A 25,040-nucleotide genomic window follows, 5' to 3' on the forward strand; every position below is an offset into this window, starting at 1 on the left:
CGGTTCTTGCCTACAGCCCTCGTGGCGTGCGGCTTACCCTTTACGGGCAGCGCGCGCATTCCGTGTGGCGATCAGTTTCAGGCGCAGGGCGTTCAGGCGGATGAAGCCTTCAGCGTCCTTCTGGTCATAGGCGCCGGCGTCTTCCTCGAACGTGACGTGCTTTTCGGAATAGAGCGACTCTTCCGACCAGCGTGCGACTGTACGGGCCGATCCCTTGTAGAGCTTGACGCGGACGGTGCCGGAAACATGCTCTTGCGTCTTGTCGATCAGGGCTTGCAACGCCTCGCGCTCTGGCGAGAACCAGAAACCGTTATAGATCAGCTCGGCATAGCGCGGCATGATCGAATCTTTCAGATGGCCCGCGCCGCTATCCAGTGTGATCTGCTCGATGCCACGGTGCGCCTCCAGCAGAATGGTGCCGCCGGGGGTTTCATACAGACCGCGCGACTTCATGCCGACAAAGCGGTTTTCCACCAGATCCAGCAAGCCCACGCCATGCCGGCCGCCGATCTCGTTCAGGTGGGTCAGGATCGTGGCGGGGCTAAGAGCCTCGCCATTGATCGAAACGGCATCGCCGCGTTCAAACCCGATTTCCACATACTCCGGCGTATCTGGCGCCTGTTCCACCGGAACCACACGCTGATAAACGAATTCGGGGGCTTCTTCGGCCGGGTTTTCCAGCACTTTGCCCTCGGAAGAGGTGTGCAGCAGGTTGGCATCGACGCTGAACGGCGCTTCGCCGCGCTTGTCCTTGGCAATCGGAATCTGGTTCGCCTCGGCAAATTCCAGCAGCTTGGTACGGCTGGTCAGATCCCACAACCGCCATGGCGCAATCACCTTGATGGCCGGGTCCAGCGCCGCCGCCGACAGTTCGAACCGAACCTGATCGTTGCCCTTGCCGGTTGCGCCATGCGCCACCGCATCGGCCCCGGTTTCATGTGCGATCCGCACCAGATGCTGGCTGATCAGCGGCCGCGCGATCGAGGTGCCCAACAGGTACAGCCCTTCGTACAGCGCATTGGCGCGGAACATCGGGAAGACGAAATCGCGCACGAATTCTTCACGCACATCGACGACGTGAATGTTTTCGGGCTTGATCCCCATCAGCAGCGCCTTCTGGCGCGCAGGCTCCAGCTCTTCGCCCTGACCCAGATCGGCGGTAAAGGTCACGACCTCACAGCCGTATTCGGTTTGCAGCCATTTCAGGATGATCGAGGTATCAAGGCCCCCGGAATAGGCCAGAACGACTTTCTTCGGCTTGAACATAAGACGCTCCATCGCGGTTTGCCCGCGCTTAGCGGGAAACGGCGGCAAGGGCAAGCTGGCGGACAGACAAGGCCTGCGCAACGCAAGCATCGGTTGACTTGTGGGCGCAAACCGCAATCCTGACCACAACGCATTTCAGAAAGGAGGCAAAGATGAAGGGCCTGGAGTTGTTCTTGCATTCGGTCCGTCAGGTGACGGGCAATCTGGACGGCGCGCTGCGGGTCTCGGCGCTGCCAATCCTGATCCAGACGGTGGTTGTGCTGCTGTTCATGGGCGGTGCGATGATGGGAATGGGTGGCCCCGGCGCAATGGCGGGTGGCGGCATGGGAATGGGTGCCGGCATGGGGCTGGGCATGCTGATTGTCATGGTTGTGGCTGTTGTGACCAGCCTGTGGCTGGCGGTGGCCTGGCATCGATATGTCTTGCTGAACGAACAGCCGCAGGGCTTTGTTCCGCCCTATAACGGCGAACGCATGATGGGCTATTTCGGGCGGTCCTTGGGTTATGGCCTGATTGTTGTGATTGCGGGTGCGGTGTTGGGAACGATTATCGGCAGCCTGCTTTCGCCGCTGCTGTCTGGCGGGGGCGTTGTTGTATTCCTGATCCTGATGGCGGTGCTGGTGCAGCTGCCCATGATATATCTCGCTTTCCGTCTGACAACCGCGCTGCCTGGCTCTGCTGTCGGCAGCGGCTTGCCTTTCATGGCGGGGTGGGAGGCGACCAAGGGTGCATCGGCAGATATTCTTGTGCTGTCGGCCATCGCTGTGGGGGCGCATCTGGTTCTGGCGGTGCTGGGGTTCCTGATATTTGACCGCATTCCGGTGGTGTCGATCCTCTGGAATGTGGCCGTCACTTGGCTTGTGACCATGGTCGGCGTGTCGATCCTGACCACGCTTTACGGCCATTACATCGAAAAGCGCCCGCTGGTCTGACGGGTGGTCTGGTCTTGCGAAATTTGCAGTCATGGGCCAAGTCTGGCCCATGACCACATTTGCCCAAGCCGCCAAAGCCACCACCCGCGCCCTGCGCGAGCTGTTTCCGCGCACCCCGCTGCAACGGAACGACTTCCTGTCGCAGCGTTATGAGGCCGACATCTGGCTGAAACGCGAAGACCTGTCGCCGGTGCGCAGCTATAAACTGCGCGGTGCGTGGAACGCGATGCGCAAGGTGCGAACGGCCAACCCCGAACAGCGCCATTTCGTCTGTGCCAGTGCGGGCAACCACGCGCAGGGCATGGCCTTTGCCTGCCGCCATTTCGGCGTTTCGGGCACTATCTTCATGCCGGTTACCACCCCGCAGCAAAAGATCGACAAGACCCGCACCTTTGGCGGCGAGTTCGTCAAGATCGTGCTGAATGGTGACTATTTTGACCAGACGCTGGCGGCGGCGCAGAAATACTGCGCCGAGCAGAGCGCGCATTTCCTTGCGCCCTTTGACGATGACGATGTGATCGAAGGTCAGGCCTCTGTCGGGGTGGAACTGCTTGATCAGTTGGGTCGCGCGCCGGATCTTGTTGTTCTGCCTGTCGGCGGCGGCGGCCTGTCGGCGGGGGTTACGCGGTATTTGCGCGAAGAGGCCCCCGAGGTGGGGTTTCGCTTTGTTGAACCCGCAGGCGGGGCCAGCCTGACCGCCGCGCTGAAATCGCAAGAGCCGGTCAAGCTGAACAAGATCGACAGTTTCGTCGATGGCGCTGCCGTCGCCCGCATCGGCGACCGCAACTTTGCCGCGCTGTCATGGGTCAAGCCCGAAGAGGTGCTGCTGGCCCCCGAAGACCGCATTTGCGTGACGATGCTGGAGATGCTGAATATCGAAGGTATCGTGCTGGAACCGGCGGGGGCGCTGTCGGTCAACGTGTTGCAGGACATGGCCGAGGAAATCCGGGGCAAGACCGTGGTCTGCGTCACCTCTGGCGGGAACTTCGATTTTGAGCGCCTGCCGGAAGTGAAGGAGCGCGCGCAGCGCTATTCGGGCGTGAAGAAATACTTCATCCTGCGGATGCCCCAGCGTCCTGGTGCCTTGCGTGAGTTTCTGGAAATGCTTGGGCCGGAAGATGACATTGCGCGGTTTGAATACCTGAAGAAATCAGCCCGCAACTTTGGCTCGGTGCTGATCGGGATCGAGACGAGCCGCCCCGAAAACTTCAAGGCGCTGACCGACCAGCTGGACGCGGCGGCATTTCAATACAGCGACATCACCAAGGATGAATTGCTGGCCGAGTTCCTGATCTGACCGAAAGCCGGGAGCCAGCCCCCGGACCCCCGGGATATTTATGAACAGATGAGGGGGCTCAGCCGATATGGCCCCGAATGCCACCGGTCTGACCACGATCCAGCAGCAGATGGTCCAGAAGGGTGCAGGCCATCATCGCCTCGCCCACCGGCACGGCGCGGATGCCGACGCAGGGGTCGTGGCGGCCTTTGGTGATCAGATCCAGTTCCTCACCACGGGTGTTCACCGTCTGGCGTGGGGTCAGAATGGACGAGGTGGGTTTGACGGCGAAACGGCACACCACGGGCTGGCCGGTTGAAATCCCGCCCAGAATACCACCTGCGTGGTTCGACAGAAACTCCGGCCCGTTTGGCCCCATGCGGATTTCATCGGCGTTTTCCACCCCGGTCAGGGTGGCCGCCGCCAGGCCATCGCCAATCTCTACCGCCTTAACGGCGTTGATCGACATCATCGCGCTGGCAAGATCGCTGTCCAGCTTGGCATAGAGGGGGGCGCCAAGGCCTGCGGGCACGCCGGTCGCGATGACCTCAATCACGGCACCGACCGAATTGTGATTCAGGCGCAGGTCATCCAGATAGTCGGCCCATTCGATAGCTGCGACAGGATCGGGGCACCAGAAGGGGTTTTCCTCAATCTGCGCGGCATCAAAGCGGCCGCGGTCGATCGCCTTCGCGCCCATCTGCACCATATAGCCGGTGATTTTCAGCCCCGGCACCAGTTGCGCCAGAACCGCCCGCGCCACGCCACCCGCCGCGACCCGGCTGGCGGTTTCGCGTGCCGAGGATCGCCCGCCGCCGCGATAGTCACGCAGCCCATATTTCTGGTGATAGGTGATATCGGCATGGCCGGGGCGGAAGGCCTGGGCGATATCGCCGTAATCCTTGGACCGCTGGTCGGTGTTCTCGATCATCAGCTGAATCGGTGTGCCGGTCGTCATCCCGTCGAACACGCCCGACAGGATACGCACCTCATCCGGTTCTTTCCGTTGGGTGGTGAATTTTGAGGTGCCGGGTTTGCGGCGGTCCAGCCAGGGCTGAATCACCGCCTCGTTCAGCGCCACGCCGGGGGGGCAGCCATCGACCGTGGCACCAATCGCGGGCCCGTGGCTTTCGCCCCAGGTCGTCACGCGGAACAAATGGCCGAAGGTGTTGAAGCTCATGGCGCCCTCCTGATCTTGCCCCCGCCTAGCGCAAAGCGGGGCGGGGGGGAAGCGGGTCAATGGGCGGCGATGGGCTCGCGCCGGGTCTTCCACAGCGAAAACACCACGCCCGCGCCAAGGATGGCAAAGGTGATGCCCAGCGACCAGGCGGGGGGGAACTTGGTCCAGCCCATGCCATGCGCGATGAAGATCTTCGACCCAATGAACACCAGCAGCACCGACAACGCGTATTTCAGATAGGCGAAGCGGTGCAGGATGGCGGCCAGAGCAAAGTAGAGCGCGCGCAGGCCGAGGATCGCGAAGATGTTCGAGGTGTAGACCACGAAAGGCTCGGTCGTGATGGTGAAGACGGCGGGCACCGAGTCGACGGCAAAGATCAGGTCGGCGATCTCGATCAGGATCAGCGCCAGAAACAGGGGCGTCGCATAGCGCGTGAGCTGGCCGGTTTCAGGATGCGCCTCGCGCACGAAGAACGCGTTGCCGCGCAAGCTCTCGGTCACATGCATCCGCCCCTTGAGGAAGCGCAGAAAGCGGCTGTCTTCGACCGAATGGTTTTCCTCGCTGACGAACAGCATCTTGATGCCGGTAAAGATCAGGAAGGCGGCAAAGACGTATAGAATCCAGCCGTATTGCGCGACCAGCGTCGCCCCAAGGCCAATCATGATGCCGCGCAGCACGATTACGCCCAGAATGCCCCAGAACAGAACGCGGTGCTGATAGGCACGGGGAATGGCGAAGAAGGAAAAGATCAGCGCGATGACAAAGATGTTGTCCATCGCCAGCGTCTTTTCCACCACAAAGGCGGTCAGATAATTGGCGGTATCGTCCCAGCCCATCTGCCACCAGACAAAGCCCGAAAACGCCAGGCCCAGCGTAATATACATGGCCGACATCTTCAGGCTTTCGGCCACGCCGATTTCCTGCGCGCCATCTTTGTGCAGAACGCCAAGGTCCAGCACCAGAAGGCCGATCACCAAGGCAATGAAGGTGCCCCACATCCACAGCGGGGTTCCCAGAAATATAGTCGTCAGCAGGTCCATCTTGTCCTCTCGCATGTTTGCACGCCGAGGACAGGCCGTATGGGGCAGGGGTGCCGGGCTTGACCATCGAGCATGCTCGATGCGGTCCGACATCACGACAAGCGTCGTCAGAGGGGCCCGGCCCGCAAACCAAGAGATGGGGCCGATCACGAAAGTTTCAAGAGGGCCGCAACTCATTCATTGCGCGCACCAGCGCCTCGCTGATGCCGGGTTCCGAAAGCGCGTGGCCCGCCATGGGCACCATCCATAGCCGCGCCCCGGCCCAGCCGCTGGCCAGACGGCTGGATGAGACGGGCGGGCAGATCATGTCCAGCCGACCTTGCACGATGGTGGCGGGCAGATGTTCGATCTTGTGGCGGTTTTTCAAAATCCAGCCATCCTCGCCCAGAAAGCAGCCATTGGCGAAATAGTGGCATTCCAGTCGGGCAAAGGCGCGGGCATATTCCGCCGGGCCATCGCCCAGCATCAGATCTGCCTGAACCGAGGCCAGAGCATTTTCCCAGTTTGCCCAAGCCCGCGCATGGCGCGCCTCTGCCATCACATCGCCGGAAAACAGCCTGCGTTCATAGGCCGCGATCAGGTCTGACCGTTCGTCCTCGGGAATTTGCGCAATGAACCGCTGCCACAGCTCGGGATAAAACGCGCCCGCGCCACCACCATAGAACCAGCGCAATTCGGCCCCGGTGCCCAGAAATACGCCACGCAGAACAAGTTGGGTCACGCGATCCGGGTGGCGGATGGCATAGGTAAGGGCCAGCGTCGCCCCCCAGCTGCCGCCAAACAGGATGAAGCGGTCGATCCCAAGATCCGTCCGAATCCGCTCGATGTCATCAATCAGATGCCAGGTCGTATTCGCCTCAATACTCGCATGGGGGCGCGACCGGCCACAGCCGCGCTGGTCAAACAGCACCACGCGGTAAACCGACGGGTCAAAATAGCGCCGCATCGCCGGGCTGCACCCGCCCCCCGGCCCGCCATGCAGCACCAGAACGGGCACACCATCGGGCCGCCCGCATTGTTCAACATAAACGCGATGGCCGTCGCCCACCTCTATCACCCGCTGGTCATAGGGGTCGATGGGTGGGTAAAGATATTCGACTGCGCGCTTTTGGCCTGATCTCTGGTCCATGACCGTCCTATATAACGGCAACAGACTGCGCCGCCATGCGCGCCCGTGCAAGGAGTTCCCGATGACCACGACCATCGACCCGTCAGAAGTTGCCAAGTTCGAGGCGATGGCCGCCGAATGGTGGGACCCGAATGGCAAGTTCAAACCCCTGCACCAGATGAACCCCTGCCGGCTGGATTATATCACGACGCAGGTGGCCGCCGAATTTGGCCGTGACCTGAAACAGCCCCGGCCCTTTGCGGGTTTGCGCCTGCTCGACATCGGGTGTGGTGGCGGGTTGCTGTCGGAACCCATGGCGCGGTTGGGGGCAACGGTGGTGGGCGCCGATGCCGCCGCGCGCAACATTCCTGTGGCGCAGCTTCATGCCGAACAATCCGGCCTGACCATCGACTATCGCAACGTCCCCGCCGAAGACCTTGCGGCGGCGGGCGAGCGGTTCGACGTAGTTCTGAACATGGAGGTGATCGAGCATGTGGCCGACCCTCTGGCCTACCTGACGGCCTGTCAAACCTTGCTGAAACCCGGCGGGCTGATGATCTGTTCCACCCTGAACCGCAACCCAAAGTCATTCATGATGGCGATTGTCGGGGCCGAATGGGTCATGCGCTGGTTGCCCAAGGGCACGCATGACTGGGCGAAGTTCATCACCCCGGATGAGCTGTGCGACCTGATCACCCGCGCGGGTCTTGACCCGGTGGACCGCAAGGGGATGGTGTTCAACCCCCTTGCGTGGAGCTGGAGCCTCTCGGATCGCGACCTGTCCTGCAACTATGTCACGGCGAGCGTGAAGCGGTGAGGGTTTTGCGGGCGACCCCCTTCTGGCTGGTTTTCGTCGTTGGTCTGGCTTGGGCTGCATCGGCCCTTTGGGTGCAGTTTCCAGATGCGCCTTGGATCTTGGCGCTGCTGGCTGTTGCGGCGCTGGGCGTGCTTTGGGCGCGGCTGGTCAAGGGTTGGGGTTGGGCGGCGCTTGCCGCCGTCGCGGTTGTGGTGGGTCTGTGGTATTCCACTTTGACCCCAAGGCTGGACCGCGACTGGGCCGAGGATGTGGCCCATATCATGACGGCGGATGTCGCGGGCGATGCGGTAACTCTGCACAACGTTCGCGCCTTTCGCTGGCAGGACGACACAAACGCCATCCAGTCCTGGGAAACCCGCAGCTACGATCTGTCAAAGCTGACCGGGGCGGACGTGATCACCTCTAGCTGGTCCTCGCCCGCGATTGCCCATTTGCTGGTCAGCTTTGGCTTTTCCGACGGTCAGCGCGTGGTGTTCTCGGTCGAAATACGCAAGGAAAAGGGCGAGTCCTTCTCTTCCATCGGCGGGTTCTTTCGCCAGTTCGAACTGGCCCTGATTGCGGCGGATGAGGAAGATGTCATCAAGCTGCGCACCAATTACCGGGATGAGGATGTGCATCTATACCCGGTGAACCTGCCGCCAGAGGCGCTGCGGACCATGTTCCTGCAATATGTCGATCTGGGCAACCGCATCGCCACAGAACCTGAGTTCTACAACACCATTACCGCCAACTGTACCTCGGTCGTCTGGGGGTTGACCCATGCGCTCAAGGCGGATGTGCCGTGGGACCGCAGCTTGGTGTTTTCGGGCTATCTGCCCGAATTCATGATGCGAATGAATATCCTGCAAGGACCGGGCACGCTGAACGATATCATCCAGCGCGCCGCGATATCCGCCAAGGCCAAGGCGCTGCCCGAAGGGGCCGATTTCTCGGCCGGTATCCGCGCGCGCTAAAGCTCGGCAGACTGCGCCCAAAGGTTGATGTCCGGCTCTTCGGCAATGGCGTCGATCTGGGCCAGTTCGGCTGCGGTAAACTCCAGATTTCCGATGGCGCCGGCGCAATCCACCACCTGTTCGGGCTTGGAAGCCCCGATCAGTGCCGTGGTGATGCCGCCATTACGCAATACCCAAGCCAGCGCCATCTGCGCCAGCGTCTGGCCCCGCGCCTGCGCCAAAGCATCCAGCGCCCGAACCGAAGCCAGCGCCCGGTCGGTGATGGTTGCAGGGTCCAGCGATTTGCCCTGCGCCGCGCGGCTGCCTGTCGGAACACCACCAAGGTACTTCTTGGTCAAAATGCCCTGTGCCAGCGGCGTAAAGGCAATCGACCCGACGCCCAGTTCGGTCAGCGTATCCTTTAGCCCGTCGGTTTCCACCCAGCGATTCAGGATGGAATAGCTGGGCTGATGGATCAGCAGCGGCGTCCCAAGGTCTTTCAGGATAGCCACCGCTTCGCGTGTGCGCTGGCTGTTATAGCTGGAAATCCCGATATAGAGCGCCCGGCCCGACCGCACGATATGATCCAGCGCGCCCATGGTTTCTTCCAGCGGGGTTTCGGGGTCAAACCGGTGGGAATAAAAGATGTCAACGTAATCCAGACCCATGCGCTTCAGGCTCTGGTCGCAGGATGCGATCACATACTTCCGGCTGCCCCATTCGCCATAAGGCCCGGCCCACATATCATAGCCCGCCTTGGACGAGATGATCAGCTCATCGCGCAGCCCGGCGAAATCCTCGGCCAGAATGCGGCCAAAGGCGGTTTCGGCGCTCCCGTAGGGCGGGCCGTAGTTATTGGCGAGGTCGAAATGCGTGATGCCGTGGTCAAAAGCGGTGCGGCAGATCGCCTGTTTGGTGGCATGGGGCGTGTCGTCACCAAAGTTGTGCCACAGGCCAAGGCTGATCGCAGGCAGCTTCAAACCCGAATTGCCGCAGCGGCGATAGATCATGCGGGAATAGCGGTCTTCTGCGGGGTGATAGGTCATGGCATCCTCTCTGTTCGCGACAAGGCTATCGGCAAAATCACGATCAATAAAGACGTCATATTTGTTTCATGCAATTGGCCCATCAGTCCGGGGCTTGCATCAGGGGGCTGCTGGCCCTATTTGCCTGCGCTTGCTGTCCTTTGACCGGGGGATGCCGTGATCCAGACACCGTTTTACCTGATCGACCGCGCAAAGCTGGCGCGGAACATGGAAATCATGGACAAGTTGCGTCAGGCTTCGGGGGCCAAGGTGCTGCTGGCGCTGAAATGTTTTGCCACCTGGCCGGTGTTTGATCAGATGGCGCAGCATATGGACGGAACCACCTCATCTTCGCTTTACGAGCTGCGGCTGGGGCGCGAGAAGTTTGGCAGGGAAACCCACGCCTATTCGGTGGCGTGGTCGGACCATGAGATCGCCGAGGCGGTGTCTTATGCCGACAAGATCATCTTCAACTCGATTGGCCAGCTGGAGCGGTTCGACAACCAATCCGCCCAGATCGAACGCGGCTTGCGCCTGAACCCGCGCTTTTCCACCAGCGGCTTTGACTTGGCCGACCCTGCCCGCCCGTTCAGCCGCCTTGGCGAGTGGGACGCGAACAAGATCGAGCGCGTGATGGACCAGATTTCCGGCTTCATGATTCACTACAACTGCGAAAACGCCGATTTCGGCCTGTTCGACACACAACTGTCCCGGATCGAGGATGAATTCGGTCCCCTGCTGAAGCGCCTGAAATGGGTCTCGCTGGGCGGCGGCATCCACTTTACGGGGATCGGTTATCCGGTGGATAAACTCGCCGCCCGCCTGCGCGCCTTTCAGGACCGCTTTGGCGTTCAGGTCTATCTGGAGCCGGGTGAGGCCGCGATTACCAATTGCGCGTCGCTAGAGGTGACGGTGCTGGATGTGCTGAACAATGGCAAGGATCTGGCCATAGTCGATGCCTCGGTCGAGGCGCATATGCTGGACCTGCTGATCTACCGGCTGTCGGGCAAGATCGAGACTGACGGCCCGCATCCGTGGATGGTCTGTGGCAAGTCCTGTCTGGCGGGCGACATCTTTGGCGAGTTCAACTTTGCCCATCCGCTGAAGGTGGGTGACCGACTGTCCATCGCCGATGCCGCCGGTTACACGATGGTCAAGAAAAACTGGTTCAACGGCGTCAAGATGCCCTCCATCGTGGTGCGCGAACTTGACGGTTCGCTGACCCTGAAACGCGAATTCGGCTATGCCGATTATGAGAGCAGCCTCGGCTGAGACTCTCCCCTTCCCTCTGTCCTTAAAGGAGACGGTTCGAAGTGAAACGGAACGTATTGATCATCGGCGCCGGTGGCGTGGCGCAGGTCGTGGCGCATAAATGCGCGCAGGTGAATGACCGCTTGGGCGATTTGCATATCGCCAGCCGGACCAAGGCCAAAGCCGAGGCGATCATTGATGGCGTGAACGCCAAAGGTGCCATGAAGGTGCCGAGCGTTTTTCGCGCCCATGCCGTCAACGCCCTGTCCACCGCGGAGGTTGCGGGGCTTATCCGCCAGACCGGCGCGCAGATTGTGATCAACGTGGGGTCGTCCTTCGTCAACATGACGGTGCTGGAGGCCTGCATTGAAACCGGCGTCGCCTATATGGACACGGCCATTCACGAAGACCCGGCCAAGATCTGCGAAACCCCACCGTGGTATGGCAATTACGAATGGCAACGCCGCGACCGTTGCAAGGCGGCGGGTGTCACGGCCATTCTGGGTATCGGGTTTGATCCGGGCGTGGTGAACGCTTGGGCGCGGGTGGCGGAGGAAGACTATTTCGACCGGATTGACTCGATCGACATCGTCGATATCAACGCCGGTTCTCACGGCAAATACTTCGCGACGAACTTCGACCCGGAAATCAACTTCCGTGAATTCACCGGCACGGTTTATTCTTGGCAAAAGGGCGCGTGGCAGGAAAACACTATGTTCGAGGTCGGCCAGACCTGGACTCTGCCCGTCGTTGGCGACCAAAAGGCCTATCTGACCGGGCATGATGAGGTTCACAGCCTGTCGGCCCGTTATCCGCAGGCCGATGTGCGGTTCTGGATGGGCTTTGGCGACCATTATATCAACGTCTTCACCGTCTTGAAAAACCTTGGCCTGCTGTCGGAAAAGCCGGTGAAAACCGCCGAGGGGCAAGAGGTGATTCCGCTGAAACTGGTCAAGGCCGTGCTGCCCGATCCGGCCAGCCTTGCGCCGACCTATACCGGCAAGACCTGCATCGGTGATGTGATCAAGGGTGTGAAGGACGGGCACCCGCGAGAGGTGCTGATCTACAATGTCGCCGACCACAAGGAAGCCTATGAAGAGGTGGGCAGCCAAGGCATCAGCTATACCGCCGGTGTTCCCCCGGTGGCCGCCGCCCTGCTGATTGCCGATGGCACATGGGACGTGGGCATCATGGCGAATGTAGAAGAGCTGGACCCCAAGCCCTTTATCAACCTTTTGAACCAGATGGGCCTGCCCACCCGGATCAAGGATGAAAACGGCGACAGGCTCTTGAGTTTCTGAACGCAAAAGGGCGGCCACTGGCCGCCCTTTTCGTCACTGAAACGCTGATCAGAGATAGTGGTTCCACAGGTTTTCCAACCGCTCTTGCCGGCCCGAACGGGGTTGCGGGTTGATGTTGTTTTCCAACACCGCCTTTTCAATCGCCTCCAAAGGCTGGGCCAGCATGGCCTTGGCCCCTTCCCGCTCCCATCCGGCATAACGCGCCTTGCGGGCAGCCTCCAGCGGGCCGTCCTCGAACAGATAGGCGGCAGCGCGCAGGGCGCGGGCGCAGGTGTCCATGCCACCGACATGCGACAGCACCAGATCGGCCGGGTCCAGCGACTGGCGGCGCAACTTGGCGTCAAAATTGGTGCCGCCGGTGGTAAAGCCGCCCGCGCGCAGCACCTCGTAATAGGCCAGCGCCATTTCCGGGTGGTTGTTGGGGAACTGGTCGGTATCCCAGCCGGATTGATAGTCATTCCGGTTCATGTCGATCGACCCGAAAATCCCCAAGGCATTGGCCAGCGCCAGCTCATGTTCGAACGAATGGCCGGCAAGGATGGCATGGCCCTGTTCGATGTTCAGTTTGACCTCTTTTTCCAGCCCGAAATCCTTGAGGAAGCTGTAAACCGTGGCCACGTCATAATCATACTGGTGCTTTGACGGTTCCTGTGGCTTCGGCTCGATCAGGATCGACCCTTTGAAGCCGATCTTGTGGGCGTATTCCACGACCTGTTGCAGGAACCGTCCGGCATGGGCGCGCTCGGCCTTGAGGTCGGTGTTCAGCAGGGTCTCATAGCCCTCACGTCCGCCCCACAGCACATAGTTCTGACCACCCAGCTTGTGGGTGGCATCCAGCATCGCCTTTACCGTCGCGGCGGCATAGGCGTAAACCTCTGGGTCGGGGTTGGTTGCAGCGCCCGACATCCAGCGGCGGTGGGTGAACATGTTGGCCGTGCCCCACAAGAGCTTGGTCTTGTGGCTCGCCTGCTTGTTGCCAAGGTAATCGGTGATCTCTTCCAGATTGCGCTTCGATTCCGCAAAGGTCGCGCCTTCGGGCCGGGCGTCCAGATCGTGGAACGCATAGAACGGCGCGCCCAGAATATCGAACAGCTCAAACGCCGCGTCGGCCTTCAGCTTGGCCTGATCCATCCCCGCGCCGAACCACGGGCGCAGGAAGGTCTGGCCGCCAAAAGGATCGCCGCCCTCATAGGCCAGGCTGTGCCAATAGGCGACGGCAAAGCGCAGATGGTCTTCCATCCGCTTGCCCAGAATTACCTCATCGGGGTCATAGTGACGAAAGGCGAATTCGTTGGTCGTTTCCGGCCCTTCGTATTTGATCGGGGCAATGCCCTTGAAAAAATCGGTCATGTCAGTCCTCTGATGGCAGATTGGGCCGCGCGATAGCGGGCATGGGCCTCGGTAAAGGCGGGTTTCAAGACGGGGTCAGGGTCAATCTGGCGGGCGATTTGCGGCAGGGTTGCAATCTCGGCTCCCGCGCCTGTGGCGGCCATCAGGGCAAGCCGGGCGGCCCCGAAAGCGCCGCCGAAATCGCCCGCGACAGGCAGCAGAACCGGGCAATCCAGCGCCGTCGCAATCGCCCGCAGCCAGTAATCGGACCGCGATCCACCGCCCACAGCCAGCAGGCTTTCCAGCCGCGTGCCGGTCGCGGCCAAAGCATCGCGGCAATCGGCGATGGCAAAGGTTACCCCCTCCAGCACGGCGCGGGTGCCTGCCGCGCGGTCGGTGGCATGTTCCAGCCCAACAAACGCACCGCGCACGGCGGCATCGTTCAGGGGTGTACGTTCGCCGCCCAGATAGGGCAGGAACAGCGTCTTTCCGGGTGCTTGCACCGCACCCAATTCGCCTGTCAGGGTTGCCGCATCCTGTCCGACCAGCCGCGCATACCAGTTCAGCGCATCGGTCGCGGCAAGGATCACGCCCATCTGGTGCCAGGTGTCGGGCAGGGCGTGGCAAAAGGTGTGAACCGCGGTTTCGGGCGCAGGCTGATAGCCGTCATTGGCGGCAAACAACACGCCAGAGGTGCCAAGCGAAACAAACGCCTCGCCCGCGCGGACTACGCCCACGCCGACGCCCGACGCGGCATTGTCGCCACCGCCACCGGCAATGACGACGCCTTTGGGCAGGCCCCAGCGATTGGCCAATGTGTCTCTAAGCTGCCCGGAAACCGCACTTCCCTCAACCAGCCGGGGCATCTGATCGCGCGTCAGCCCGGTCGCCGCCAGCAGATCATCTGACCAGTCACGCGCGCCGGTATTCAGCCAGCTTGTCCCCGCAGCATCCGACATTTCGGCCACATGCTCACCCGTCAGCCACAGGCGCAGATAATCTTTGGGCAACAGAACCTTGGCCACCCGGTCCCAGATCGCCGGTTCATGGGCGCGCACCCAATCCAGCTTTGGTGCGGTAAAGCCGGGGAAAACAATGTTGCCCGAAATGGCGCGGAACCGGGGGTCAGCATCCAGCCGCGCTGCCTCGGCATGGCTGCGGGTGTCGTTCCACAAAATACAGGGCCGGAGAACATCATCGGCCCTGTCCAGCAGGGTTGCCCCGTGCATATGCCCCGAAAGGCCGATACCGCGAACCTGATCAAGGCCATGGGCGGCAAGGGCATCCATCACCGCTTCGGCGGCGGCAACCCAATGCGCGGGGGATTGCTCGCTCCACCCCGGATGGGGGCGGCTTACGTCAAGCGGTGCTGTGGCTTCGGCAAGAACCGTCTGGTTCCCGTCGATCAGGATGCCTTTAAGGCCCGAAGTGCCAAGATCAAGTCCGATGTACATCAATATGCCTGTGGTGGTTTTTTGCCCAGGATGATCATGCCCAGAATATCGTCATCGGTCACGTCCTTGACGTTCACGGTGCCGACGCGCTGGCCGTTTTTCATCACCACGGCCCGGTCGCACAGCTCCATCACGGCATGAATGTCATGCTCGATCAGGAAGATGCCCAGTCCTTCGCGCTTCAGTTCCTGAATAAGCTCGGCGACCATCTGGGTTTCGTGCGGGCCAAGGGCGGCGGTCGGTTCATCCATGATCAGGATCTTGGCGTTGAAATAGACCGCGCGGGCGATGGCGACCGACTGGCGCTGACCACCCGACAATGCGCTGACCGGCACATTGAACTTGCGGAAGTTCGGGTTCAGCCGACCCATGATCTTGCGGGTTTCAGCCTCCATCCGGCTGTCATCCACCATGCCCAGCGGGGTCACCAGCTCTCGGCCCAGAAACAGGTTCGAGGCGGCAGTCAGGTTGTCGGCCAGTGCAAGTGTCTGATAGATCGTTTCAATGTTGTGGGTCCGGGCATCGCGCGGATTGCGGATGGTGACCTTTTCCCCATTGATCAGAATCTCGCCCGCATCGGCCTGATAGGCGCCCGAAAGGCATTTGATCAGCGTCGATTTTCCCGCACCGTTGTGGCCCAGCAGGCCCACCACTTCGCCGGGCTGCAAGTCGATCGACACATGATCGACCGCCTTGATCCCGCCGAAAGAGATCGAGATGTCGCGCATCTCGACCAGCGGGGTTCCTTTGGTATCTGTCATGCTATAGCCCCCCCTACTTGGCGTTGCGGCGATAAAGGATGTCCAGCCACACGGCGAGGACCAGCACACCCCCGACGACCATCTGCTGGATTGCAGCGTCAAAGCCGATCAGAACCATGCCCGATTGCAGCGATTGCATCACCAGCGCGCCAAGTATGGCACCGTAAATGGTGCCAACACCGCCTGCCAGGGATGTGCCGCCGATAACTGCGGCTGCAATCACATACAGTTCGTCAAAAGTGCCCAGCGCGTTGGTTGCCGAATTCAGGCGCGCCGAGGCGACCACCGCAGACAGACCTGTCAAAAGCCCCATCAGCGCATACAGTTTTACCGTCATCCAGCGGGTGTTGATGCCTGCCAGTTCCGCCGCCTCGGGGTTGCCACCAATCGCAAAGACATAGCGGCCAAAGCGGGTGCGGGTGGACAGGATCGTCATCAGGATCGCCACTGCAACCAGCACCAGCACCGGAATTGCGAAGCCATGAGAGATGAACAGCCCCTCTTCCGGCACGGTGATGTTGTTCTTCGCAGCATAGTCTTTCACGATGCCCTTGGGCCAGGGATAGGCGTTCATCAGCAGGGTCGCGCCGATGATGATGCCGCATCCCAAGGCCGACAGGAACGTATCGGCCCAGACCGGGCGTTGTGCAAAGCCATGATCCTGGCGCGATTTGCGGCCCGACACGATCATCCACAACACGGCCGCACAGGCCAGCGCGCAGATGATCCAGCTTCCCGTTGCGCCGACCGATCCATAGGGCCCGCCGCCGATCAGCACAAAGGTGGAATCGAGCGGTGAAATCGTCTCACCCCGCGCCACCAGAAACGCCGCACCACGCCAGACCAGCAACCCGCCAAGCGTGACGATAAAGGCGGGAATGCGGGCATAGGCGATCAGATAGCCATGAAAGGCCCCGATGGCCGCCCCCATGAGCAACCCGGTCAAAGCTGCCGTGATCCAGATGACCGGACTGCCCAGTTCGAACACATGGGGCAACCAGCGTGATTGCATCAGCGCCATGATCATTGCGGTAAAGCCCAGGACAGAGCCGACCGACAGGTCAATGTTGCGCGTCACGATCACCAAGACCATGCCCGTGGCCATGATGCCGATGGATGCGGTCTGAACCGACAGGTTCCACAGGTTGCGCGGCGTCAGGAAGGCACCGTTTCCGTTGATGAGGGCACCGTAAAGGTGAAAGCCGATCCAGATCAGCACCAGCGCGGCAACCATACCCAAAAGGCGGGTGTCAATTTCGGTTGCGCGCAGAAATCTGGTCACCGGCCCCTGGGTTGCGTCGCTCCCAGCGGGGGTAGGGGAATTTGTGTTGGTCATGTCCTTGTCCCACAAGGCTAAGGGTAAATCGTCCGTCTGGCGGGCGGGGCCTGCGCCGCGGAAGCGATGGGTCGGGCAATTCTGCCCGACCCTTGGGCGCCGAGATGTCGGCAGCCCGGATTTACTTGCAGGCGGCCACGTCGGCCATGGCCCCTTCGCAGGCCTGCTCTTTCGAGATGTGGCCCGCGTCGATCACCAGATTCAGGTTGTCTTTGGTGATCGGGGTCGGGGTCAGAAGGATCGCGTTCATTTCGACCTTCTTTTCGCCGTCCGCGAACTTGACCGCACCCGGAACCGCATCCAGCGCGGTGCCACCGGCCAGCGCAACGGCAATCTCGCCCGCAGCCTTGCCCAGTGCGCGGCTGTCTTTCCAGACAGAAACGGTCTGCGTGCCGCGTGCCACGCGGTTCAGCGCGGAAAGATCGCCGTCCTGCCCGCCGATCGGAACATTCAGGCCCTGCGCGGCAAGTGCGGCAATCGCACCACCGGCCATGCCGTCATTTTCCGCCAGAACCGCATCCACCGCGTTGTTGTTCGCAGTCAGGATCTGTTCCATGTTGGCTTGGGCATTGTCGGGCTTCCAGCCTTCCGAGAAGGCCTCGCCGACGATCTTGATCTTGCCGGCGTCGATCGATGGTTGCAGAACGCCCATCATGCCTTCCAGCAGAAAGCCTGCGTTCGGATCACCGGGGTCGCCCTTGATGATGGCATAATTGCCTTCGGGTTTGGCCTTGGTAACCTCTTCGGCGATGATCTTGCCAACGCCCTTGTTGTCAAAGGTCAGGTAAAAGGCGCGCTGATCTTCGATCAGGCGGTCATAGCCGATGACCGGAATGCCTTCGGCGGCGGCCTTGTCCAGCGCCGGAACGATGGCGTCCTTGTCCATGGCCAGAATGATCAGGGCATCAACGCCCTGCGCGATCAGGCCCTCGACGTCGGTCAGTTGCTTGGCAGCCGAGGCTTGCGCGTCGGCGGAAACATAGGTGGCGCCAGCGGCCTCAAGGGCGGCCTTGATGGCGGCTTCGTCGGTCTTCCAGCGCTCTTCCTGGAAGTTGGACCAGCTAACGCCGACCGTCAGGCCTTCGGCCAGGGCGGCGCTGGAAAAGCCGGTCACTGCCATGACGGCAGCAAGAAGGGTATTGCGCATTATTATCCTCCCGATTTGGTCGGCCCCTCCACAAGGCCGGTCCGGCGGATTCGCCGTAACAAGGGCAAAAATGCGCCGAATAATTTCAGTTGTCAAAATAAAACTACTGGCGCAGTCTGGCCCTGACGCAATTTTCGACAAGTATCGCGCTGCAATGCAGAAAATCATGTCGATGTTGCAGCGAAACGGGGCGACATTACTTTACGCTTGGAACAAATGACACAATTGGCGCGGCAGAAAAAAGAGATGAAGGGGCAGGGGGCAGGACCGCTGTTTTCCCCCTTTGCCGAGCTGCAAAAGCCGCTGCGCCAGCAGATTTTCGAACGGGTGCGCGCTGCGGGGCAGATTGCGCGGGTACAATTGGCCAAGGATCTGGGGGTCAGCCCCGCCTCGGTGACCACCGTCACTTCGGAACTGATCGCCGCAGGTCTGATTGAGGAGATTTCGGCCAGCCGAGAGGCCGATCCGGGCCGGGGCCGCCCCGCCGTGGCGCTGGGTGTGCGGGCAGATTCGCACCATGTTGCCGGGATGAAGCTGTCAGACCGTGACCAGACGGCGGTAATCGTCGATTTCGCGGGCAACATCATCGCGCAGGAATCTGTCGCGCGCCAGCCGGGCCAGGTGCAGACGCAGGCCCTGCTGGATGATGTCGAGGCGCTCTTGGCGCGGGTTTGTGCCAAGGCGGGCGTGGCCCGCCATCAGCTTTCGGCGCTGGGCATCGGTGTGCCGGGTTTTGTCGATTGTGCCGAAGGTGTGGTGCTGTGGTCTTCGGTTCTGACCGAGCGGGGGGTGAACTTTGCCGCCGCCGCTTCGGCTCGGCTGGGCCTGCCCGCGACCATCGACAACGACGCCAACCTGATCGCGCTGGCCGAGCTATGGTTCGGCGCGGGGCGGCAATTGGCCGATTTTGCGGTGGTGACCATCGAACACGGCGTTGGCATGGGGTTCGTGATGAACCACCGCATCTATCGCGGCGCGCGCAATGTGGGAATGGAGCTGGGCCATACCAAGGTGCAGCTTGATGGCGCCCTGTGCCGCTGTGGTCAGCGTGGCTGTCTGGAGGCGTATGTCGCCGACTATGCCTTGGCACGAGAGGCGACCACTGCGCTGAACTGGACCCACCGCGAAGACCAAAGCGTGACGCTGCTGCTGGAAAGCCTGTTCGCACAGGCCAAGGCGGGCAATGCCACCGCGCGCAGCATCTTTCGCCGCGCGGGGCGCTATCTGGCGGTCGGGCTGGCCAATGTGGTCAACCTGTTCGACCCGGCGCTGATCATCCTGTCGGGTGAACGGATGCGCTATGACTACCTTTACGCAGATGAGACGCTGGCCGAGATGGACAGCCTTGTCATCGCAACGGGCCGCCCGCGCCCGCCGATTGAAATTCACGCCTGGGGCGATCTGGTCTGGGCGCAGGGGGCCGCCGCACTGGCGCTGGATCATGTCAGCGACATGATCTTGGGCGCGGCGCGCGACGGGGCTGCGGCTTAATAATCCTTCTCCAGGAATATCCCGATGCCGGTTGACCCGTCCGAACTGGCGCGGGCCTTGGCGGTAATGGACTTGCTGACATCAAGGTTCAGGTTCACCTGGCTTTTGCCCTGATCATCCACCGAAAACTCACTGTACAGGTTCTTGCCCAGATACTTGCCCGCCGTCACCTCTGCCCCCCCGGTGGCCGAGGTTCGTACATCCAGATTGTCCAGCCCAAAGCCCTGCCGCAGCTTGTTCACGATGCCACCACCGCCCTTGCCCGCCAGTGTCGCCACCGCATTGGCCAGTTGCAGCGCCTGAAACGGCGACAGGCTTTGCAGGTCTTGCCCGAACAGCAGTTGCGCCAGAATTTCTTCATCCGGCAGATCGGGGCTGGAGGTGAAGCCGACCGTTGGGTTGGTCGCCGGGCCGTCAATCTCGATCCCGGTGGTGATGCCGTCGTTTTCGGTCGAGGCGACGATATGGATGTTGGGCACCAGCTCGCCCTCCATCTGCAAGCGCGCTTCGGTCAGGTCCAGCCGCTTGCCCAGAATATCCAGCCGCCCTCGGATCAGATCGAACGCGCCAGATGGCACCACCGCCGCCGTCGTGCCATTCAGGCGCAACTCGCCCCCCAGTTCTGCATCCAGCCCCCGGCCACGCACGAACAACTGGTTCGGGGCGGACAAGGTGACATCAAGCCCATAAGACGGGCCATCGCCCGACCTGCCCGCCGCCGTGCCGTTGCCAAGCTGACCCGCCCGCGCACGGGTTGCGCGTACATCGGCAGGTTCCGCGATGTGGCGCAGCCCCTCCAACCCCGCAGCCCCGCCAAACCCGGTGGAGGGCACGCGCAGTTCGGTTTCGGCCAGCGCGATCCGCCCGGCAATCATGGCACCACCCGCCAGCGGGCCTTTCACGGTCAGATCGCCATTCAGCCGGGTTTCATAAAGCGCAGGGTCGCGCAGCACGACTCCGCGCAACCCCAGCGCCAGATTTCCGGCATAGGGGGCCGCCGTGCCGATGGTGCCACTGACCGAAATCGCGCCGCCGGTTGAAACCGGCACCGTGCCGGTGATCCGCGCCTGACCGCCGGAAATGTCGGCCCGCGCGGCAATATCTTGCAGCGCGAATTTGAAGCCGGGGTCAGAAAACCGCCCGCCCGCCAGGCTTGCCGTGCCCGACAGCGACGAAACCGCCAGCGGCCCGTTCAGTTTCATGTCAAAGCCCAGATCCCCTTGGATAGAGCGTGGCGTGAGGAAGGGGTTGGCCAGTGCCGCCTGCGCCCGCCCGGCCAGCGCAAGGTTGGCTGACCGGAAGTCAGTCGCGACCTTGCCCTTGACGGTGGCATTGATGCCGCCCGGCCCCCGGCCCGCCAGATCGACGTCAAGACTGGCGGCACTTTGCAGCACTGTGCCGGAAACTGTCATTGCACCGGGAAAGTCGGGCAACAGCAGGCCCAGATTGGCCAGATTGGCATCAATGGTCAGGCGCTGGCTGGCCCCATCGGCCACACCGCTGGCCTTGGCCTGAAGCTGCGGGTTGCGAATGTCGGCGCGGTCCAGCACCAGTTTGCCCGCACTGGCCGTTGCCGCCACCGTTACACTGCTTTGCCCGCGCAACAGCTTGTCGGCCTCGGCCTGCCCGGTGCGCAGGTTGCTGCCGGTGGCATCCAGCGTCAGCGCCAGTTTATCGGACGGGCCGCTGACACTGGCTTTGCCGGTCAACGCACCGCCATAGCCCGGCCCCAGAACCGACAGGTCGGCAAAATTGACATCGCCGGTCAGGGCTGTGCCTGCGCTGGAAATCGAGCCCTCTGCGCTGGCCGTCAGACTGGTTGCCCGCAGAGTCAGGTTGCGCAAGGTGGTGCCCGTCTGGTCGCGCCGGGCTGACAGGGTTACCTGCGACGGTCCTTTCAGCAGCCCGTCAACCTCGGCGATACCTGCCGAAAGATCGGTGCCCAGCACCGCCGCAGTGCCGTCAAACGCGCCGGTCAGCGGGCTGTAGTTGCCCCCCACAGTTACCTGGCCCGCGCCCCCTAAGGGCCGCCCTGCCAGACCAGACAGCCGCGACAGATTTGCCACCTGCGCCTTTATCTGACCCGACAGCGCCAGATCGGACGACAGCCCCAGCACCTTGCCCGAGGCGCTGGCGCTATAGCCGTCGCCCGCCAGCGTCAGCTTGGGAAAGGCCAGCGCATTGGTGGCGGCACTCCAGTAAAATACGCCATCGCCCGAAACCTGCGCGCCCAGCGCCGCCGCCAGTCCGGGATCGCTGGGGGCCAGCCCTTCGGCATCAAACCGCAGGGTCGCCCCAACTGTCGTGCTGCCCGCCGGGTTGGCGATCCGCCCCGATCCGGCCAATGCAAGGCGGGCAATCTTCATATCGGCCCGGTCAAGCCCGGTCACTTGGGTGGAAAGCGTCCAGCCTTCGCCCTTGGTGGCATCGAACTGCAACGACAGGTCCGCATTGTCGATTCTGACCGGCAGGTTGGTTGTCAGCGGCAACAGCACGGGCTGACCATCGGCCTGCGCGATGCGCCCGCGCAGATCAAAGCTGCGCGGCACGCCATCGGCCCCGACCGCCAGCGTTCCGGCCAGTTGCAGCGCCTTTGCCGCGACAACCAGTTTGCTCAGATCCAGCCGCCCATCGGCAAAGCGGCGACCTGCAACATCCAGCGCCACCTTGTCACCGAAGAATTCGGCATAGTCGGGCAGGAACAACGGGGCAAGATTGCCCCCCAGAATGGCCTCGAACCCCGTGCTGCGGTCGGTTGCGGTTTTGACTGTGACCGTCCCCGCCAGCCGGTTCTCTCCGTCAGTAGACAAGGCAATATTGGCAGAATAGTCACTGATCGGCGCCCGCCCTGCGATGCTCAGTGCCGCCGCAGGCTTGCCCGGCAGGTCCAGTAGGGTTGCGGCTATCCCGCCCGAGCCTTCCTGTGCAGAAAGGTCCAAGGCCAGCACCTGCGAGGCATTGGCATATTCGGCATCCAGCGCCACAACGCCCGTTGGCCCGTCATCGGTGCGCCGCAGGTCCAGATGCGCCTTGCCTTGCCCGCCTGCCAGATGAACACTGGCTGTCAGCCTGCCTTCGACCGCGCTGCCCAGAACGGTTGGCCCCAAAACGATGCGGTTGGCGGCCAGTGCGCCAATATCGATCGATACCGGCAGTTCGGGCAGGGCAAAGCTGCCCGAAGCCTGGGGCGAGGGCGCAGAGCTGCCGCTTGCGGGCAAACGGTCCAGTATGATCTCTGCCGCCGAAAGCTCGTTCACCGAAACCTGACCCGACAGCAGCGCCGCGCGGTTCCAATCCAGCGCCACATCGCGCAGCGTCAGCCAGACGCCCGTATCATCTGCAATCGTCAACTGCCTGATGCGCGCGCGCGAAGACAGCGCCCCTTCGAACCCGTCAATCACAACCTGCCGGCCTGCGCCTGACAAGTTGTCTTCCAGCAGCGTGGTCAGGTAACCCTTGTCAGCCTGTGCTTGGGCGTCCTGCGATTGGGCCATCGCAGGCAGGGGCAGAAACGCCAGTGCAAATACCAGTTTCCGCATCAGAATGCCTGCCCCAGACCCACATAAATCTGCAATCCGTCGCCGGTATCGCCACCAACCGGCAGCGCCAGATCCAGACGGATCGGCCCGACACTGGTGGCATAGCGCACCCCTACACCGGCGCCCGCCTGCCAGCCGCCGAAATCATCGAAAAAGCCCATCGCATCCACCCGGCCCACATCGACAAAACCGACAACGCCGATCTTTTCCGTTACCCGCACCCGCCCCTCCAGCGAGCCACCGATGAAATGCGTGCCGCCGGTGCGGAATGTATCCGGCCCGCCGCGCAACACATTCACACCCAGCGATTGATAGGGCTGTCCCCGTACCGTGCCGCCACCACCGGAATAGAACAGATAGTCGCGCGGCGTGCCGAGCAGGCTGGAGCCGACAACCGCCCCCAGTTGGAACCGCGCGGCAAGGACAAAGCGGTCCCGGTCGCCAAAACCGCGATAGCCGCGTGCATCCAGTGTGAACCGCGCGCCGCTGTCGGTGATGCCAAAGCCAAGGAATGGCTTGGCCTCGGCTTCAAGGTAATAACCGCGCGTGGCGTCGGTGGTGCTGTTGCGGCGGTCCCAAGTCAGGCCCAGCGGCAGGGCAAGATTCCGATAAAGCCGGTCACTGCCGACATCGGTTACCGAAAGATAGCTGTATTCCACTGCCGCCCGCCCCGTCAGGCTGCGCGAAAAGCGATGGGTCACGCCGGTGGACAGGGTAAACACCTCGCCGGTGTAATCCTCTTCGTCCAGATGGCCGATTTCGCTGGCAAAGGTCAGCGTGGTGTCCGGGGTAAAGGTGGCCGGGCGGCTAAGGGCGACCTTCAGCCCATAATCGGTGCCGCTGCTGCCGCTGCCCAGATTGCGCAATTCACCGTCAATCGACAGCCGTTCCCCCCCGCCGAACAGGTTGCGGTGCAGCCATCCGGCGGTGATCGAGGCGCCGTCGGGGCTGGCCAGTTCGGCACCAAAAGTATAACGCCGCCGCTTTTCCTCGACCACGGTCAGATGAAAGGGCAGCAGGTCGGGCGGGGCGATGGTCTCGCCCTCTTCCAACGCGACAGAGCGAAACACACCAGACCGTCGCAGGCGATCCTTGGCCAGTTCAATCTCTTCGGGGCTGTAGATCTTGCCTTCGGGCAGGCCGGTGATGGCGCGGATACGTTCTGTACGCATCCGCTGATTGCCGCTGATGGTCAACGGGCCAAAGCGCAGGCGGGGGCCCGGGTCCAGCGTGATATCGGCCGAGAGGGTGGCGTTGCGGTGATCCGCCTCCAGATTTTGGGTGGCGACCGCGGCTTTGGCGTGGCCAACATCGCGCCAAGCGTCAATTCCGGCCGAAACCGCCTCTAGCACAAGGCCGCTTTCGGCGGGTTGGCCGGGGGCAAAGCTTTCGGGCAGCTTTGCCTTGCGCGGCAGCGGATGCACATTGGCGCGTGACAGGCGAAACAGGGGGCCGGGTTCCACCACCACCTCAACCCGGTCAATCCGCGCCGGGGCATCCAGGGGTGCAATCGCCGCCGCCTCGCGCCCGTCAATATACACATGGATCACCGCCGAATAATGCCCGGTGGCATAAAGGGCATTGAGCAAACTGCCATATTCGGCTTGGGAATCGGCAAACAGGTCTTGCGCAGCGGTGTTGCCCTCGGCCTGCGAGGTCAGCAGGATCGACGCCCCTTTCAGTACCTCTTCCAGCCCCTTGTCAGCGCCGGGGGTGGCAAAGGTCAGCGTTTCAAGCGCCCGGACGGGCGATGCGCCCAATACCAGGGCAAGACAACCAGCAAAAAACGGGCCACAACGACCCATCGTGATCATGGGCATCCTGATCCCCCAGATGCGGTAGCAAACTATCGCCC

Annotated in this window: 19 protein-coding genes; 7 read left to right on the top strand and 12 right to left on the bottom strand. The window is 62.1% G+C overall.

Features of this window, described 5'->3' with window-relative positions; translation table 11 throughout:
- Nucleotides 1–33: 33 nt before the first annotated feature.
- On the bottom strand, nt 34–1,266 hold the full coding sequence (locus tag JI744_RS13275) for an argininosuccinate synthase (protein ID WP_202661740.1): 1,233 nt from the start codon (nt 1,264–1,266) through the stop codon (nt 34–36).
- Between the two features lie 152 nt (nt 1,267–1,418).
- On the opposite strand from JI744_RS13275, the gene JI744_RS13280 reads away from it, so the two are divergent.
- Both JI744_RS13280 and ilvA read left to right on the top strand, forming a co-directional pair.
- Complete coding sequence (locus tag JI744_RS13280; RefSeq protein WP_202661615.1) at nt 1,419–2,198, top strand: hypothetical protein; 780 nt, start codon at nt 1,419–1,421, stop codon at nt 2,196–2,198.
- 49 nt (nt 2,199–2,247) lie between these two features.
- Entirely contained in the window at nt 2,248–3,495 is a 1,248-nt protein-coding gene (ilvA, locus tag JI744_RS13285) for a threonine ammonia-lyase IlvA (RefSeq protein WP_202661616.1), read from the top strand.
- Between the two features lie 58 nt (nt 3,496–3,553).
- On the opposite strand, the gene aroC is transcribed toward ilvA, so the two are convergent.
- From aroC to pip, 3 genes are all read right to left on the bottom strand, one after another.
- Nucleotides 3,554–4,654, bottom strand: coding sequence for a chorismate synthase (gene aroC, locus JI744_RS13290; protein WP_202661617.1), 1,101 nt, complete (start codon nt 4,652–4,654; stop codon nt 3,554–3,556).
- Between the two features lie 56 nt (nt 4,655–4,710).
- The gene (locus tag JI744_RS13295) at nt 4,711–5,694 is read right to left on the bottom strand and encodes a TerC family protein (RefSeq protein ID WP_202661618.1); all 984 of its coding nucleotides are present in this window, start codon (nt 5,692–5,694) and stop codon (nt 4,711–4,713) included.
- A gap of 157 nt (nt 5,695–5,851) precedes the next feature.
- Nucleotides 5,852–6,823 carry a prolyl aminopeptidase gene (pip, locus tag JI744_RS13300; RefSeq protein ID WP_202661619.1) on the bottom strand — a complete coding sequence of 324 codons (972 nt, stop codon included), beginning with the start codon at nt 6,821–6,823 and terminating at the stop codon, nt 5,852–5,854.
- Between the two features lie 61 nt (nt 6,824–6,884).
- Between pip and ubiG the strand changes: the two genes are divergently transcribed.
- Nucleotides 6,885–7,619, top strand: coding sequence for a bifunctional 2-polyprenyl-6-hydroxyphenol methylase/3-demethylubiquinol 3-O-methyltransferase UbiG (gene ubiG, locus JI744_RS13305; RefSeq protein WP_202661620.1), 735 nt, complete (start codon nt 6,885–6,887; stop codon nt 7,617–7,619).
- Nucleotides 7,616–8,572, top strand: a complete 957-nt coding sequence (locus JI744_RS13310; protein ID WP_202661621.1) for an Lnb N-terminal periplasmic domain-containing protein — start codon at nt 7,616–7,618, stop codon at nt 8,570–8,572. Before ubiG ends, JI744_RS13310 begins: the two co-directional genes overlap by 4 nt.
- Here JI744_RS13310 and mgrA read toward each other — a convergent pair.
- Nucleotides 8,569–9,597, bottom strand: coding sequence for an L-glyceraldehyde 3-phosphate reductase (gene mgrA, locus JI744_RS13315; RefSeq protein WP_202661622.1), 1,029 nt, complete (start codon nt 9,595–9,597; stop codon nt 8,569–8,571). The genes JI744_RS13310 and mgrA overlap by 4 nt on opposite strands.
- Nucleotides 9,598–9,753: 156 nt before the next feature.
- On the opposite strand from mgrA, the gene JI744_RS13320 reads away from it, so the two are divergent.
- Together JI744_RS13320 and JI744_RS13325 are read left to right on the top strand one after the other, a co-directional pair.
- The gene (locus JI744_RS13320) at nt 9,754–10,848 is read left to right on the top strand and encodes a carboxynorspermidine decarboxylase (RefSeq protein ID WP_202661623.1); all 1,095 of its coding nucleotides are present in this window, start codon (nt 9,754–9,756) and stop codon (nt 10,846–10,848) included.
- A gap of 41 nt (nt 10,849–10,889) precedes the next feature.
- A complete protein-coding gene (locus JI744_RS13325; RefSeq protein ID WP_202661624.1) occupies nt 10,890–12,128 on the top strand; it encodes a saccharopine dehydrogenase family protein in 1,239 nt (412 codons plus the stop codon).
- A gap of 48 nt (nt 12,129–12,176) precedes the next feature.
- Here the strand turns inward: JI744_RS13325 and xylA are convergent, their stop codons facing one another.
- From xylA to JI744_RS13350, 5 genes are all read right to left on the bottom strand, one after another.
- Nucleotides 12,177–13,478 carry a xylose isomerase gene (gene xylA, locus JI744_RS13330; RefSeq protein ID WP_202661625.1) on the bottom strand — a complete coding sequence of 434 codons (1,302 nt, stop codon included), beginning with the start codon at nt 13,476–13,478 and terminating at the stop codon, nt 12,177–12,179.
- Nucleotides 13,475–14,911: a xylulokinase gene (gene xylB / locus JI744_RS13335; RefSeq protein ID WP_202661626.1), complete on the bottom strand. Its 1,437-nt coding sequence runs from the start codon at nt 14,909–14,911 to the stop codon at nt 13,475–13,477. Before xylB ends, xylA begins: the two co-directional genes overlap by 4 nt.
- Entirely contained in the window at nt 14,911–15,672 is a 762-nt protein-coding gene (locus JI744_RS13340; RefSeq protein WP_202661627.1) for an ATP-binding cassette domain-containing protein, read from the bottom strand. Before JI744_RS13340 ends, xylB begins: the two co-directional genes overlap by 1 nt.
- Before the next feature lie 13 nt (nt 15,673–15,685).
- Nucleotides 15,686–17,008 (bottom strand): sugar ABC transporter permease, encoded by a 1,323-nt coding sequence (locus tag JI744_RS13345; RefSeq protein ID WP_202661628.1) that lies wholly within the window; start codon nt 17,006–17,008, stop codon nt 15,686–15,688.
- A 121-nt stretch (nt 17,009–17,129) separates the two neighbouring features.
- Entirely contained in the window at nt 17,130–18,155 is a 1,026-nt protein-coding gene (locus JI744_RS13350; RefSeq protein ID WP_202661629.1) for a substrate-binding domain-containing protein, read from the bottom strand.
- Nucleotides 18,156–18,371: 216 nt separating this feature from the next.
- Here JI744_RS13350 and JI744_RS13355 point away from each other — a divergent pair, with 216 nt between their 5' ends.
- Nucleotides 18,372–19,646: an ROK family transcriptional regulator gene (locus tag JI744_RS13355; protein ID WP_202661630.1), complete on the top strand. Its 1,275-nt coding sequence runs from the start codon at nt 18,372–18,374 to the stop codon at nt 19,644–19,646.
- On the opposite strand, the gene JI744_RS13360 is transcribed toward JI744_RS13355, so the two are convergent.
- Nucleotides 19,643–23,185 (bottom strand): translocation/assembly module TamB domain-containing protein, encoded by a 3,543-nt coding sequence (locus JI744_RS13360; RefSeq protein ID WP_202661631.1) that lies wholly within the window; start codon nt 23,183–23,185, stop codon nt 19,643–19,645. The two genes, JI744_RS13355 and JI744_RS13360, sit on opposite strands and share 4 nt — an antisense overlap.
- Nucleotides 23,185–24,945, bottom strand: a complete 1,761-nt coding sequence (locus JI744_RS13365; RefSeq protein WP_236019442.1) for an autotransporter assembly complex protein TamA — start codon at nt 24,943–24,945, stop codon at nt 23,185–23,187. The genes JI744_RS13360 and JI744_RS13365 overlap by 1 nt, the downstream gene beginning before the upstream one ends.
- Nucleotides 24,946–25,040: the final 95 nt, after the last annotated feature.

Origin of the sequence: Fuscibacter oryzae, from assembly GCF_016765795.1 — a bacterium.
GTDB lineage: Bacteria > Pseudomonadota > Alphaproteobacteria > Rhodobacterales > Rhodobacteraceae > Fuscibacter > Fuscibacter oryzae.

Excerpts from the sequence above, each read along its gene's own strand:
- JI744_RS13275 (WP_202661740.1), bottom strand. The coding sequence starts at position 1,266 with ATGTTCAAGCCGAAGAAAGTCGTTCTGGCCTATTCCGGGGGCCTTGAT.
- JI744_RS13280 (WP_202661615.1), top strand. The coding sequence starts at position 1,419 with ATGAAGGGCCTGGAGTTGTTCTTGCATTCGGTCCGTCAGGTGACGGGC.
- ilvA (WP_202661616.1), top strand. The coding sequence starts at position 2,248 with ATGACCACATTTGCCCAAGCCGCCAAAGCCACCACCCGCGCCCTGCGC.
- aroC (WP_202661617.1), bottom strand. The coding sequence starts at position 4,654 with ATGAGCTTCAACACCTTCGGCCATTTGTTCCGCGTGACGACCTGGGGC.
- JI744_RS13295 (WP_202661618.1), bottom strand. The coding sequence starts at position 5,694 with ATGGACCTGCTGACGACTATATTTCTGGGAACCCCGCTGTGGATGTGG.
- pip (WP_202661619.1), bottom strand. The coding sequence starts at position 6,823 with ATGGACCAGAGATCAGGCCAAAAGCGCGCAGTCGAATATCTTTACCCA.
- ubiG (WP_202661620.1), top strand. The coding sequence starts at position 6,885 with ATGACCACGACCATCGACCCGTCAGAAGTTGCCAAGTTCGAGGCGATG.
- mgrA (WP_202661622.1), bottom strand. The coding sequence starts at position 9,597 with ATGACCTATCACCCCGCAGAAGACCGCTATTCCCGCATGATCTATCGC.
- xylA (WP_202661625.1), bottom strand. The coding sequence starts at position 13,478 with ATGACCGATTTTTTCAAGGGCATTGCCCCGATCAAATACGAAGGGCCG.
- xylB (WP_202661626.1), bottom strand. The coding sequence starts at position 14,911 with ATGTACATCGGACTTGATCTTGGCACTTCGGGCCTTAAAGGCATCCTG.
- JI744_RS13340 (WP_202661627.1), bottom strand. The coding sequence starts at position 15,672 with ATGACAGATACCAAAGGAACCCCGCTGGTCGAGATGCGCGACATCTCG.
- JI744_RS13345 (WP_202661628.1), bottom strand. The coding sequence starts at position 17,008 with ATGACCAACACAAATTCCCCTACCCCCGCTGGGAGCGACGCAACCCAG.
- JI744_RS13350 (WP_202661629.1), bottom strand. The coding sequence starts at position 18,155 with ATGCGCAATACCCTTCTTGCTGCCGTCATGGCAGTGACCGGCTTTTCC.
- JI744_RS13355 (WP_202661630.1), top strand. The coding sequence starts at position 18,372 with ATGACACAATTGGCGCGGCAGAAAAAAGAGATGAAGGGGCAGGGGGCA.
- JI744_RS13360 (WP_202661631.1), bottom strand. The coding sequence starts at position 23,185 with ATGCGGAAACTGGTATTTGCACTGGCGTTTCTGCCCCTGCCTGCGATG.